Here is a 13,289-nt window from a genome sequence, read left to right on the forward strand (position 1 = left end):
TCCTCACGGGACGGATGCTCACTTCAGACCGGACAGGGCGAAGCCTTGGACGACGTAGCGCTGGAAGACGACGAAGACGATGAGGATGGGCACGACCATCAGCGTCGACGCCGCCATCTGCAGCGACGGGTTGGTGGAGATCTGCTGATTGAGCAGCGAGATTCCCACCGAGAGGGTGTAGAGCCCCTGGTCATTGGCGATGATCAGCGGCCACAGGAAGCTGTTCCATCCCGCGATGAAGGTGAGCACCACCTGCACGGCCAGGATCGGTCCCGACATGGGCAGGATGATCCGGAAGAAGATGCGCCACTCTCCCGCGCCGTCCATCCGTGCGGCCTCGAGGATCTCTGTCGGGATCGTCGCCATGAACTGCCGGAACAGGAACACGGCGAATCCCGACACCAGCATCGGCAGGGCGATGCCGATGAGCGTGTTCGTGAGCTTCATCCCGTTGAGGATGAGGTAGCTCGGGATCATCGTGACCTGGCCGGGGATCATCATCGTCACCAGAACCAGGAAGAACAGGGCATCTCTGCCGGGAAAGGCGAACTTGGCGAAGCCGTAGCCGGCCGCCGCCATGAGCAGCAGACCCACCATGCAGATGACGACGATGAGCAGGGTGTTCAGGAGGTAGCGCCCGAAGTCCAGCTCGGTGAAGAGCTGGATGAAGTACTCGAGCGTCGGATTGCGCGGCAGCAGCTGCGGGGGGAACGCGACGGACTCGCTGCGCGGCTTGACGGAGGCGAAGATCATCCACAGGAACGGGAACGCGGTGATCAGCGCGCCGACGGTCAGCAGCGCGCCGATCACGATGGTGCCGGTGCGGCCGCGGCGCCGTCCGGCTCGGGTGCCCCGTCGTGCGTCCGACGTCTTCGCGAGGCCCCGTCCGCCGCGGGTGATGAGCTCAGTGGTCGACATCGGACCTCCTCAGGCGCAGCTGGACGATGGTGATCGTCGCGATGATCGCGACGAGGACGACCGAGCCCGCACTGGCGTAGCCGAACTGACTCGACGAGAAGCCCTTCTGATAGAGGAAGAGCGCGATCGACGTCGACGAGCCCAGAGGTCCGCCCTTGGTGAGCACGAAGGGTTCGTCGAAGAACTGCAGCCATGCGATGACGGTGGTGATGGTGACGAAGAAGATGGCGAAGCGCAGCAGGGGGAGCACGATCGAGACGATGCGGCGCAGCCCCGAGGCGCCGTCGATCGCCGCCGCCTCCAGGTACTCCTTCGGCACGCCTTGCAGGGCCGCGAGGAAGATGATGACGTTCAGCCCGAGGCCGCGCCATACGGCGACCAGCCCGACGGAGAACTTCACGACCGTGGGGTCGGAGAGCCAGGGAACCGGCGGCAGCCCGACGAGCGAGAGCAGGTAGTTGAACAGGCCGAACTGTGTGTTGTAGAGGTAGCCCCATACGAGGGCCACGGCCACGATCGCGGTGATGGCCGGGACGAAGTAGAACGAGCGCAGCGCGCGGAAGAAGCGGCCTTGCGACCTGTTGAGCGCGAGCGCGATCGCCAGGGAGAGGACGATCACGCTGGGTACCCCGACGACCGCGAACAGAGCGGTGTTGCCGAGGGCCTGCCAGAAGTCGGGGTCGGCGAACAGCGCCGTGTAGTTGTCGCCGCCGATGAACTGGATCCGCGACCAGTTTCCCAGGCCCGCGAGGTTCATGTCGGTGAAGCTCACGAGGAGCGCCACGGCGATGGGCAGGATGCCGAAGACGATGAGCAGGAGCATCGCCGGGGCGATGAACGTATAGGGGACGATGCGGTTCTTCATGGCCTCGTGGCCGGGGGTGCGCGGTGATCGGGTCACCGCGCACCCCCGGAGCTCAGTTCGCGGGGGTCCCGGCGGTGGTCGTGAACAGCGTCTTCAGGGCGTCGTCGCGGTTCGCGCCGGTGAGCACGATCGAGTTGAGCGCGTCGAGCAGCGCCTTGCCCGTCTCACCGTCCCAGTTCGGCACGAGCGGCAGCAGGCGGGAGGACGCGAGCTGCTTCGTGTAGACCGACACCATGGGGTCGCCGGTCAGCGCGCTGTCGGCGAGCGCCTTCTTCACTGTCGGCAGCTGCCCGTCGGACTGGTACCAGCTCACCTGCACGTCGGGCTGCGAGAGGTAATCGAGCAGCTGAAGTGCGCCGTCCTTGTTCTTCGTGGAGCCCCAGACTCCGAGGTTCGACCCGGCGAGCAGCGACGTGTCCTTCGCTCCGGACGGCACGGTGGTCACGTTCCACTTCCCGGCCAGCTCCGGCGCCGACTGCGAGATGGCGGCCGCAAGGTAGGGACCGCTGACGAGCATCGGCGTGCTTCCCGTGATGAAGCCCTGCGTCTGGTCGAAGTCGCTGTTGGTGGGCACGCTCTTGTCGGCGTAGAGGCCGGTGTACAGGTCGACCGCCTTACCGAACGCGGGCGTATCGAAGTCGATCTTGCCCTGGCTGTCGACGATGTCGCCGCCCTGGTCCCACGTCATGATCACGGGCAGTACGCTGTCCCATTGGGGGATGTAGTAACCGTACGAGCCGTCACCGCGGCCGGCCAGTGTCTTCGCGTCGGCGCGCAGCTGATCCCAGGTCGCCGGCGGAGTGCTGATACCCGCTGCCTGGAGGATGTCGCTGCGGTAGAAGAGAACGCGCGTGTCCGACACCCACGGCACGGAGACGACCTTGCCCCCGATGGCGGTCGCATCTCCGGCGACGCCGTCGACGAAGTTGGATGCCGCGAGGTTCTCGTGACCCGACAGTGCCGCGTCGTCGAGGGTGAGCAGTGCGCCGCTGTCGGCATAGGTGCGCAGCTTGGAGAGTCCGATCTGCAGCACGTCGGGGCCGTCGCCCGAAGCGACCGCTGTCGTGAACTTCTGGTCGACGCTGTCCCAGGGGATGGCGACGGTCTTCACGTCGATTCCCGTCTTGTCTTCGAACGGCTTGACCAGCGCATCGAAGTGGGCAGAGCTGTCGCCCATGACCCAGACGGTCAGTTCCTTGGCGGCGGTGCCGCCGTCGGCGGGTGCGGATGACGAGCATCCGGCGAGGGTGGCGGCCGTCAGGGCGGCGGTGCCCAGCGCGAGCCAGCGCATTCTCTTCATCGAGAGGTCCTTTCGGGGTGCAGGAGGTGCGGTGTCGAATCGGGATTCGGCGGCGAGAGGACGGGAAGAGACTCCCTCGTCCTTTCTCTACGACTTAGATTAAGGTATGTCCGATTGTCTGGCAAGAGGCGGAGCGGCGAAACGAGCGCAGGGGGCCGCCACGTCGCGACCCCCTGCGCCGATCGTCGTCAGTACGACGAATAGACCGTCACCTCGTCGATAGACCACCACTGCGGCGCCACGCCGGTCTGGGTGATGCGGATGTACCGCGCGCTGACCGGTGCGATCGAGATCGGACGCTTCCATCCGTAGGCGATGCCCGTGGCGGCTGTCGTCCAAGAGGAGCCGTCGAGGGAGGTCTCGACGGTGAATCCGCGCGGATAGTCCCACGTCGACGAGCTGTCGGTCTGCACCGTGACCATCGCGACCGTGCGGGTCGAGCCCATGTCGATGCGGTACCACTCCCCGCCCGCCATGGCCTGGCCGCTCTTCCACGATGTGCCGTTGGCGCCATCGATGCCCGCACTCGGCGAGCTGCCCGCCGCCGTCGTGGACGCCGTCGCGGTCCAGCCGGTGTGGCTCACCGCGGACGGGGCGAACGTCGACAAGCCGCCGGCGTACTTGGCGATGGTGGCGACGAACCGCGCGTTCTGCGTGAAGTTGGCGGTTGCGAACTGCGACAGCTTCGACTGGAAGGTCGCCGCATCGTCACTGTTGATGACCGGCACCGGCTTGCGGTCGTCGTAGTACATGCCCCAGTAGGCGAAGCCGTCCTCGGCCGAGCCCTTGACCTTGTACGACCAGTTCGACCACGACACCTGCGAGGCGTTGAGTCCCGCCATGAACCGTGCCCAGACGTCGTCGTTGTAGTACAGGGAGTATTCGCCGTAGAGGATCGGCACCCCCGGATTCGAGAGCTTCGCAGCCAGTCCGCCCAGTTCGTTCGTGACGAGTTGGTTCTGGGCCGTCCAGTCCTTCGAGTTCGGCATGTCGTACGGGTGGTATTCGTAGACGACGTTCGTCCACCCGTAGGTCGACGGCGGTGCGATCTTGTCCAGGCCGAAGAACGCGCCGAGGAAGATCGCGTGGTCCGCATCGATGGCACGTACGGCGGTGTACAGCCGGTTGTAGTAGTCGCTCTTCTGGGCCACATCGTCGCTGTCTTCGTTGTAGTCGATCAGGGGCTCGTTGATGAGGTCGTAGCCGGCCACCGCGGGATTGCCGTTGTAGCGCGTCGCGATCTTCTTCCAGATGTCCTCCACCCAGTTCTGATAGGTCGCGCTGCCCCAGAACCCGTTGGGGTTGGGTCCGATGCGACCGCACGAGCCCCACGGACAGCCGCCGCCCGGCACCGTGTGGAGGTCGATGAGGACATAGATTCCGCGCGCCGCGGCTTCGTTCACGACCCAGTCGATCTTCGACCACGGATTCGACTTCCAGGTGCCGTCGAGATTGAGGAACACGTTCCACCCGATCGGCACACGGATGAAGTTCATTCCCGTGGCCTGGATCGCGTCGAGGTCGTTCGCCGTGAACCATGTGTCCTGATGCGTGCCGACGACCGAGGCGGTCGTCGTCGCGCCGAAGCGTGCGGTCATCGTGTTCGTCAGCGAGTAGTCGTCGTTGTAGAGCCCGGCGGTGAGCTCGCCGATCGACCACCAGTTGCCTGCGGAGCCGGTCTGGGTGAGGCGGAAGTACCGTGCTGCCTGCGCCGTGAACCCGATGGTCGACGCCTTCTTGGTTCCCGCCCCGGTTGCGACAGTGCTCCAGGAGGACCCGTCGCGTGAGAGCTGGAGCGTGTACCCGCGCGGCCAGTCGTCCTCGTCGGTGGTGTTCTTCGCGGTGTCGGTCGTGACGTTGTTCAGCGTGATGAGCGCGCCCATGTCCACGGTGACGGCCTGACCCGGCGCCTGGGCCGCACCGGTGGTCCACCGCGTCGAGGTGGTGCCGTCGATCATGTTCGACGGGGAGGCGCCCAGCGAGGAGGTGACGACCCATCCGCCGCGATCGAGGGAGGTTCCGCTCGAGATCGCGACCTCGGCCACCGACCACCACTGCGACGAGGTGCCGTTCGAGGTGATCCGAAGATAGCGACCGTTCTTGGTCCCTTGGAAGTCGGCCTGCACGACGCGATTCGCGCCGTAGCCGCTCGCGACCTTCGTCCAGTTCGCGTTGTCGTAGGACGTGAAGACGTCGTAGACCCGCGGGTAGTCGTTCGCGGTGGTCGCGCCCGCATCGAACAGGACCTTGTCCATGTCCACGTTGCGCCCGAGATCGATCGTCAACGACTGCCCGGGCGCCTGCGGGGCACCGCTCTGCCACACCGTGGAGACGTTGCCGTCGAGCGTCATCTGGGCGTTCGTGCCGGGGGCGTTGGAGGTCGCCGTCGCGGTATGCGTGCCGTTGAACAGGACCGGGTCGCTGTAGAGGTTGATCTCACCGACCGACCACGGAGCGGCCGCGGCGCCGGTCTGTGTCACCCGCACGTAACGCGCGACCTGCGGGGCGAACTTCACCGTCGTGAGACCATCCGTGCCGGGCTGGGTCGCCACGCTGGTCCAGGTCGAGCCGTTGGACGATGTCTCGATGTTGAGTGCTCGCGGCCACTGGCCCGCGTTGGCGGTGTTGTCGATGGTGAGCCGGTTGAAGAGAGTGGGCGCCCCCAGGTCGAGACGAATCCACTCCCCGCCGGCCTGATTCGCGCCGGTCGTCCACCGGCTGGTTCCCGATCCGTCGAGGGCGTTGGCCGGTGCTCCCGCGGACGCGGTTGCACTCCAGCCGGTGCGGTCGGCGGCGAACTCGCCGAGGGGCGACATCCAGTCCTCCTGGGTGAGCCATCCGCCGATGTTCGTGCCGCGGAGGTTCACCGCGGCGCCGGTCCCCGACGATTTCTTCAGGACGTTGCCGCTGGCTTTGAGGAAGTCGGCGGAGGTGAGGGCGGCGGCATGCGCCGCCGTCACAGGTAGGACGGCAGTGGCCGCCACGGCCGCAGCTGTCACCAGCGCGGCGAGAACACGTCGTTTCACGATCCTCCTTGATCAGTGCGGAGCATGGCTGCGCTCCGTCGCTGGTCAGCATCGCGAGACGACGTCTACTTTGTCAAGGCCTTAAAATAAGCCCAGCACTTACTCGGGCTCAGAGTGCGGCGTCCTGCTTGGGGATGAAGACCTTCTTGATGATCAGCAGGATGGAGGCGGTCACGGGAATCGCGACGAGCGCGCCGAGCAGGCCCATGAGCGTCCCCCCGACGAGCGCGCCGATCACGACGAGGGCTCCCGGTACCGCGATGGCCTTGTTCATCACCTTCGGCGTGAGCACGTATGCCTCGAGCTGCATGTAGACCAGATACGCGACGGCGAAGATGAGCGCCGACAGGGGGCTGGCGAAGAGGGCGACCACCGAGGCGATGCCCCAGAACAGCACGGTTCCGACGAGCGGAATGATCGTGAGGCAGAAGGCGACGACCGCCATCAGTGCGGGGAAGGGGAGGCCGAGAACCGTGTACAGGATGAAGCTCACGACCGCGTTGAAGAAGGCGAGCACGACCATGCCGCCCAGGTAGCCGCCGACCGACTCCGTGATCTGCTCGGTCAGATCGGCCGTGAGTGCGCGACTGCGGGCGGGCACCATGCGGTAGAACGCCTGCTTGATCTCCGGCAATGACGCGAGGAAGTACAGGCTCAGCACGATGATGATGATCATCCCGGAGATCGTCGTGCCGATGGAGATGCCGATCTGCAGCACGCCCCCGCCGATCGCCGCCAGATGGCCCGGATCGGTGAGGAACTTCTGCACCTCGGCGACGATCGCGGGCACCTGGTCGCCGAACTGATCACGTGCCCAGTGGTAGAGGTCGGTCTGCTGGAACGACGTCACGAGAGTCGGGACGTCCGTGATGAACTGGGCGATCTGGCGCACCACCGTGGGCACGATGAGCCACAGCACGGCGACGAGCAGCAGCGCCAGAGCGAAGTACACGATCACGATCGCCCAGGCTCTGCCGACGCCGTGCCGCTGCAGGCGCTGCACGACGGGGTTGAGTCCGAGAGCGACGAACAGGGCGAAGGCGACGTAGATCCACACCGTGACCAAGCTGGTGACGGCCATGCCCAGCAGGATCGCCACCAGGCCGCCGAGCGTCAGGAAGAAGCCCACGACGAAGGGGCGGTTCAGGGTCGTCCACACCGCGCGTCCCGTGTGCGGGCGATGCGCAGCAGCCTCGGACGACACCGCACCGTCGGTCGTTCTCGCCCGGTCGGAGTCCGCCGCGGTCTTCGCCCCACGCCGGAGGGAACGCGGGCGGGGCTCGTTGGATGCTGCTGCCATGGTCACACTCTAGGGCTGTCAGCGGATGCCGCTGGGAGAGGCGGTAATGTCGGCGAGGACGAGAGGAAGCCCATGACCGACGCCGCCGTTCACCTGCAGCGCCTGCGTGCCAGCATCGACAACATCGACGCGGCGCTGATCTTCATGCTCGCCGAACGCTTCCGCTGCACGCAGCAGGTCGGGGTGCTCAAAGCGGAGCATCGGATGCCGGCATCCGACCCCGCTCGCGAAGAGCAGCAGATCGCGCGTCTGCGTCGCCTCGCTCTCGAGGCCGACCTCGATCCCGAGTTCGCCGAGAAGTGGTTCAACTTCGTCGTCGCCGAGGTCATCCGCCATCACACCGCCGCAGCGGCCGCCGACTGATTCCGGCGCCCGTCCGGCGGCCCCGATGCGTCAGGGGATGGCGCGGCGCAGCGTGAGGAACGACGCGGCACCGAGGATGCACGTCAGCACGGCCAGCACCGCGGTCAGCCCCATCGGCCCCAGGTCGGCGAGCCACGTCCACACCGTCGCCCAGGCATCCATCCGCCCGACGAGCCACAGGGCGGCGATCAGCAGCACCCCCACGCCCGACAGCGTGAGCGTCAGCCCGAGAGCGCCGAAGCGGCGGTAGAGCGTCGCGCCCCAGAACCCGGCCACGAAGAGCACCATCGCCACTACGGCGAAGAAGAGCCCGGCGCCCCCGGGGCCGGCGGTCCACACCCAGTCCAGCGAGAAGAAGTAGCCGTTGACACCCCATCCGCCCGTGGCGCGTTCGATCGCGCCGCCGACGGCGAAGACGGCGCCCAGCAGGACGGCCGTCACCAGTGCCGCGAGCATCGTGCCGAAGAAGAACTCCCGGCGCGTGATGCTGAGGGCCTGCGAGAACGGGAAGGTGTAGCTCAGCGACATGATGCCCAGGCCGAAGAAATACCAGATCGGAGCCTGGCTTCCGCCGCCGTACTTCGCCCCGCCGTAGGGGATGAGCGCGAAGATCGCGATCGAGAGCACGAGGCTGACGACGAGGATGAGCAGCGGCAGCCACACGAACGTGTACTTGTTGACGAACTGCATCCGGGTGACGGTGAAGACCCGATTCATCGGCGTGCTCCTTCGGCGGTGGTGGCTGCGGCGGCGTTCGCCGTGGCCGAGGATTCGGCATCGTGCTGGGTCAGGCGGACGATCAGCTGCTGCAGAGAGACCGCACCCACCTCGAGCCCGGATGCCGCGAGCTGCGCCCGGTCCTGGATGCCGAGTTCGCCGAGAACCGTCGCGCTGGCCACGCGCCCGAGGCTCTCGCGGTGCAGCACCTCGCGTCCCGCGGTGAAGGCGTCGACGGCGACGGCGTCGCCGATGATCGTCGAGGCCCGGCCGCGGACGGCATCGGTCTCCTCGTCGAGGATGATGCGCCCGCGATCGATGACGATCACCCGTTCGATGAGGTCGGCGACCTCGTCGATGAGGTGACTGGACAGCACGATGGTGCGGGGATGGTCGGCGTAGTCGGCCAGGAGGCGGTCGTAGAAGATCTGGCGCGCGACGGCATCCAGTCCGAGGTAGGGCTCGTCGAAGAACGTCAGCTCGGCGCGCGAGGCGAGTCCGATGATGACACCGACCGCCGACAGCTGCCCGCGGGAGAGCTTCTTGATCCGCGTCTTCATGGGCAGCTGGAACGCATCGATGAGCTCGTCCGCGAGATCCTGGTTCCAGTGCGGGAAGAACATCGCCGCCATCCGGAAGGCGTGGACGGGTCGGGCGTCGTCGGGATAGCGCTGACTCTCGCGCACGAAGCAGATCCGGCCCAGCACGCGGCTGTTCTCGTACGGGTTCTCGCCGAAGACGCTGACCTCGCCGCTCGTCGCGAAGTTCTGGGCGGTCAGGATCGACATCAGGGTTGTCTTGCCGGCGCCGTTGCGGCCCAGCAGGCCGTAGATGACATTGGCTTCGAGCGTCAGCGACACCCCATCCAGGGCGGCGGCGTTCCTATAGCGCTTGACGAGATCGGTCACCTGGACGACGGTCATCGGGCGCCTCCTTCCGTGGTCGATGTGATGTGGGCGGCCGCGCGGTCGCGGACCATCGTGGCGAGTTCGTCGGCACTGAGGCCGAGCGTGTGAGCTTCTGCGAGCAGAGGCTCGATGAACCGGGCGGCGAAGGCGGCACGCCGCTCGGCCCGCAGGCTCTCGCGGGCGCCGACGGCCACGAACATGCCGATTCCACGGCGCTTGACGAGCACGCCCTTTTCCACGAGCATGTTCACTCCTTTCGCGGCCGTGGCCGGGTTGATGCGGTAGAACGCCGCCAGTTCGTTGGTCGACGGCGCGCGTGTGTCTTCGGGAAGGCTCCCGTCCACGATGGAGTCCTCGACGCTCTCGGCGATCTGCACGAAGAGCGCTCGTCCCTCATCGATCACGTGGCCTCCCGGCATCCAGTGAATTGGTTAGTTACTTGACTAAGTAACCACATAACGCTAGCGACGTCAAGCGCTGCCGGAGCGCCTCCGCCTTCGCGTGCGCGCGATAGCGAGAAGTCGGCGTCGCGTCCAATTTGCGTGCGCATTCACCCGGATGAAACGGTGGTGGCGGCCCCCACGCGGGGTCGACCCCAGACCAGTCCGCGACCGCTGTCGTGCCCGTTGGCACCGGCGGACGTAAGGTCGGCGGCCTGTGCCCGGATCCGATGTCCGGTGCCGAGCGCTCTGCCCGAGCGCGAGTGGCCGTCACCCGGGCGTGACCGATGCAGCCTGTGCACCGGGCTGCCGAGGTGTTCTGTGACCGACGCTGTTTCCGCTGCGCCCCTGTTGGAGGCGCGGCATCTGTTCAAAGTCTTCGGGCGTGATCCGAAGGATGCCGTGGCGCGCCTGCGCGCGGGTCACTCCCGCGCCGACGTGGCCGATGCCGGCACCGCGGCCGTGGTGGACGCGAGCTTCACGGTGAACCGTGGCGAGATCTTCGTCATCATGGGGTTGTCCGGCTCGGGCAAGTCCACGATCATCCGCATGCTCAACGGCCTGCTGACCCCCACCGCCGGCGAGGTGACCATCGCCGGCCGCAACGTCACCACGGCCTCGCCGGCACAGCTGCGCACCATCCGCCGCGAGTCGGTGTCGATGGTCTTCCAGCACTTCGCCCTGCTGCCGCACCTGAGCGTGCTCGACAACGCGGCGTACGCGCTGGAGATCCAGGGCGTCGGCAAGACCGAGCGCCGCGAACGTGCGCGTGACATCCTCGAGCGCGTGGGCCTCGGCGATCGCGCCGATGCGCTTCCCGACCAGCTCTCCGGCGGCATGCGTCAGCGGGTCGGCATCGCGCGCGCCCTGACGGCCGGCACCGACATCCTGCTGATGGACGAGGCCTTCTCGGCGCTCGACCCGCTCATCCGCCGCGAGATGCAGGAGCAGCTGGTGGAGCTGCAGCGCGAGCTCGGCCGCACGATCGTGTTCATCACGCACGACCTCAACGAGGCGATGTTCCTCGGCGACCGCATCGCCGTGATGCGTGACGGTCGCATCGTGCAGAACGGCACACCGGAAGAGATCCTGACCGACCCCGCCAACGACTACGTGGCGCAGTTCGTTCAGGACGTCGACCGGGCGCGCGTGCTCACGGCATCCGCCGTCATGGAGCCGCCGTCGCTGTCGACGCCGATCACGGCGGGCGTGCGCGGGGCACTGCGCACGATGCGTGAGAACCAGGCCGGTGCCGTGTTCGCGACCGAGAACCGCCGGCTCGTGGGCGTGGTCACCGACCGGGCGGTGATCCGAGCGGTGAAGTCGGGCGAGAGCGACCTGCGGCGCATCGTCGACACCTACGTGCCGACGGTCGGTCCCGACGACCTGCTCACCGACATCGTCGAGACCGCCGTGGAGGCGTCCGTTCCCCTGGCCGTCGTCGACGATCAGGGACGCCTGCGTGGAGTCATCCCGCGCATCACACTGCTCGCCGCTCTCGGCAACGTTCCGGCGACGACGCGCGAGATGGCGGTCGTGCAGACCCCGCTGGAGATGGTGGCCGAGTTCACGCCGCTGGTGGATGCCGCGACGGAGGGAGAGCGCTGATGGACGGGTTCCGCATTCCGGTGGGCCAGTGGGCCGAGACGGTCGTCGATGTCGTCGGCGACGCGCTGCGCGGACTGTTCGACGCGGTGGCGCTCGTTCTGGGCGCCGTCTACGACGCGGTGGACGCCGTGCTCATGGCGCCGCCGTTCTGGCTGCTGATCGTCGTGCTCGCCGCGGCGGCGTTCGCCGTGAGCGGCTGGCGCCTGGCGCTGGGCACCGCCCTCGGCCTGCTCGTGATCGTGGGCGTCGATCAGTGGGACAACGCGATGGACACCCTCGCCCTGGTCATCGTCGCGGCGCTCGTCGCGATCGTGATCGCGATCCCCGTCGGCATCTGGGCCGCCCGCAGCGACGCCGTCTCGCGCATCGTGCGCCCCGTGCTCGACTTCCTGCAGACGATGCCCGCCTTCGTCTACCTCATCCCCGCGATCATCTTCTTCGGCGTCGGGGCGGTGCCGGGCATGATCGCGACGATCCTCTTCGCGATCGCCCCCGGCGTGCGGCTGACCGAACTCGGCATCCGGGGCGTCGACAGCGAGGTCGTCGAGGCGGGGTACGCGTTCGGGGCTTCGCCGGCGCGTGTGCTGCGGCAGATTCAGATCCCGCTGGCGCTGCCGTCGATCATGGCCGGCGTCAACCAGGTGATCATGCTGAGTCTCTCGATGGTCGTCATCGCGGGCATGGTCGGCGCCGGCGGACTCGGCGGCGAGATCGTTCGCGCCATCGGGCGCATCAACGTGGGCCTGGGCTTCGAAGCCGGCCTGTCGGTCGTCATGATCGCGATGATCCTCGACCGTCTGACTTCGGCGCTGGGCCGGCCTCGTGCCCCGCGCCGGGCGGGCGCGGTTCGCCGCACCCGCAACGGCGGGTCGACGGCCCGCCCCAGCCGCGGAGAGTCCGCGGCTGACACCGACCGATCCGCGGACAGCACGCGGATGGAGAGGACGTCAGCATGAACAAGACCAAGAGCATCCTGGGCGGTATTGCCCTGAGCGCCGCCGCAGCGCTCACCCTGAGCGGCTGTGCCGGCGGCACGGGAGGCGCGGGCGGTTCCGACGCGAAGTCGATCGAGATCGCCGTGTTCAACGGGTGGGACGAGGGCATCGCCGCGTCGTACCTGTGGCAGTCGATCCTCGAGGACAAGGGCTATGACGTGAAGCTCACGTTCGCCGACGTCGCGCCCGTCTACCAGGGCCTCGCTCGCGGCGACTTCGACCTCGTGCTGGACACCTGGCTGCCCACCACGCACGCCGACTACATGGAGCGCTACGGCGACAAGGTCGACGACCTCGGGGCCTGGAACGACGACGCGCGACTCACCGTCGCCGTCAACGCCGACGCGCCGATCGACTCGCTCGATCAGCTGGCCGCGGCATCCGACCAGTTCGGCGGTCGCATCGTCGGCATCGAACCGGGCTCGGGGCTCATGCGCATCACCGGCGACGATGTCGTTCCCGGCTACGGGCTCGAGGGGATGGAACTCGTGGAGTCGTCTACGCCGGCCATGCTCGCCGAGCTCAAGAAGGCGACGGATGCCGGGCAGAACATCGCGGTGACGCTGTGGCGGCCGCACTGGGCGTACAACGCGTTCCCGGTGAAGGACCTCGCCGACCCGAAGGGTCTGCTGGGGGATGCCGAGAGCATCCACTCGGTGGCGGCGAGCTCGTTCGCGAAGGACCACCCCGAGGTGCACGGCTGGATCTCGAACTTCACGATGCCCACCGACACGCTCGCCTCGCTCGAGAACGCGATGTTCAACGAGTACAGCGGTGACGACTACGCGCCGGTGATCAAGAAGTGGATCGCCGAGAACCAGGAGTGGGTCGACAGCCTCACGTCCTGAC

12 protein-coding genes are annotated in these 13,289 nt (G+C 67.3%); 4 read left to right on the forward strand and 8 right to left on the reverse strand.

The window, feature by feature from the left end; genetic code table 11:
* Nucleotides 1-18: 18 nt before the first annotated feature.
* From CEP17_RS10695 to CEP17_RS10715, 5 genes are all read right to left on the reverse strand, one after another.
* Entirely contained in the window at nucleotides 19-918 is a 900-nt protein-coding gene (locus CEP17_RS10695; protein ID WP_112932219.1) for a carbohydrate ABC transporter permease, read from the reverse strand.
* On the reverse strand, nucleotides 905-1,819 hold the full coding sequence (locus tag CEP17_RS10700) for a sugar ABC transporter permease (protein ID WP_239498509.1): 915 nt from the start codon (nucleotides 1,817-1,819) through the stop codon (nucleotides 905-907). Before CEP17_RS10700 ends, CEP17_RS10695 begins: the two co-directional genes overlap by 14 nt.
* A gap of 16 nt (nucleotides 1,820-1,835) precedes the next feature.
* Nucleotides 1,836-3,083 (reverse strand): extracellular solute-binding protein, encoded by a 1,248-nt coding sequence (locus CEP17_RS10705; protein ID WP_239498510.1) that lies wholly within the window; start codon nucleotides 3,081-3,083, stop codon nucleotides 1,836-1,838.
* Between the two features lie 188 nt (nucleotides 3,084-3,271).
* Complete coding sequence (locus CEP17_RS10710) at nucleotides 3,272-6,109, reverse strand: discoidin domain-containing protein (RefSeq protein WP_112932222.1); 2,838 nt, start codon at nucleotides 6,107-6,109, stop codon at nucleotides 3,272-3,274.
* A 109-nt stretch (nucleotides 6,110-6,218) separates the two neighbouring features.
* On the reverse strand, nucleotides 6,219-7,409 hold the full coding sequence (locus CEP17_RS10715; RefSeq protein WP_112932223.1) for an AI-2E family transporter: 1,191 nt from the start codon (nucleotides 7,407-7,409) through the stop codon (nucleotides 6,219-6,221).
* 72 nt (nucleotides 7,410-7,481) lie between these two features.
* On the opposite strand from CEP17_RS10715, the gene CEP17_RS10720 reads away from it, so the two are divergent.
* Entirely contained in the window at nucleotides 7,482-7,772 is a 291-nt protein-coding gene (locus CEP17_RS10720) for a chorismate mutase (protein ID WP_036288797.1), read from the forward strand.
* Between the two features lie 30 nt (nucleotides 7,773-7,802).
* Here CEP17_RS10720 and CEP17_RS10725 read toward each other — a convergent pair whose 3' ends face one another.
* From CEP17_RS10725 to CEP17_RS10735, 3 genes are read right to left on the reverse strand one after another with little or no spacing between them, the layout of a single operon-like run.
* The gene (locus CEP17_RS10725; RefSeq protein WP_112932224.1) at nucleotides 7,803-8,489 is read right to left on the reverse strand and encodes a hypothetical protein; all 687 of its coding nucleotides are present in this window, start codon (nucleotides 8,487-8,489) and stop codon (nucleotides 7,803-7,805) included.
* On the reverse strand, nucleotides 8,486-9,412 hold the full coding sequence (locus CEP17_RS10730; protein WP_036319341.1) for an ABC transporter ATP-binding protein: 927 nt from the start codon (nucleotides 9,410-9,412) through the stop codon (nucleotides 8,486-8,488). Before CEP17_RS10730 ends, CEP17_RS10725 begins: the two co-directional genes overlap by 4 nt.
* Nucleotides 9,409-9,801 (reverse strand): GntR family transcriptional regulator, encoded by a 393-nt coding sequence (locus CEP17_RS10735; RefSeq protein WP_036319338.1) that lies wholly within the window; start codon nucleotides 9,799-9,801, stop codon nucleotides 9,409-9,411. The genes CEP17_RS10730 and CEP17_RS10735 overlap by 4 nt, the downstream gene beginning before the upstream one ends.
* A 357-nt stretch (nucleotides 9,802-10,158) precedes the next feature.
* Between CEP17_RS10735 and CEP17_RS10740 the strand changes: the two genes are divergently transcribed.
* Genes CEP17_RS10740 through CEP17_RS10750 form a run of 3 tightly spaced genes read left to right on the forward strand, consistent with a single transcriptional unit; the run spans nucleotide 10,159 to nucleotide 13,288 of the window.
* On the forward strand, nucleotides 10,159-11,445 hold the full coding sequence (locus CEP17_RS10740) for a glycine betaine/L-proline ABC transporter ATP-binding protein (RefSeq protein WP_112932225.1): 1,287 nt from the start codon (nucleotides 10,159-10,161) through the stop codon (nucleotides 11,443-11,445).
* The gene (locus CEP17_RS10745) at nucleotides 11,445-12,401 is read left to right on the forward strand and encodes an ABC transporter permease subunit (protein WP_036319335.1); all 957 of its coding nucleotides are present in this window, start codon (nucleotides 11,445-11,447) and stop codon (nucleotides 12,399-12,401) included. Before CEP17_RS10740 ends, CEP17_RS10745 begins: the two co-directional genes overlap by 1 nt.
* Nucleotides 12,398-13,288 carry a glycine betaine ABC transporter substrate-binding protein gene (locus CEP17_RS10750; RefSeq protein ID WP_036319332.1) on the forward strand — a complete coding sequence of 297 codons (891 nt, stop codon included), beginning with the start codon at nucleotides 12,398-12,400 and terminating at the stop codon, nucleotides 13,286-13,288. The genes CEP17_RS10745 and CEP17_RS10750 overlap by 4 nt, the downstream gene beginning before the upstream one ends.
* Nucleotide 13,289 lies beyond the last annotated feature (1 nt).

It is taken from the genome of Microbacterium sp. PM5, assembly GCF_003293595.1.
GTDB lineage: Bacteria > Actinomycetota > Actinomycetes > Actinomycetales > Microbacteriaceae > Microbacterium.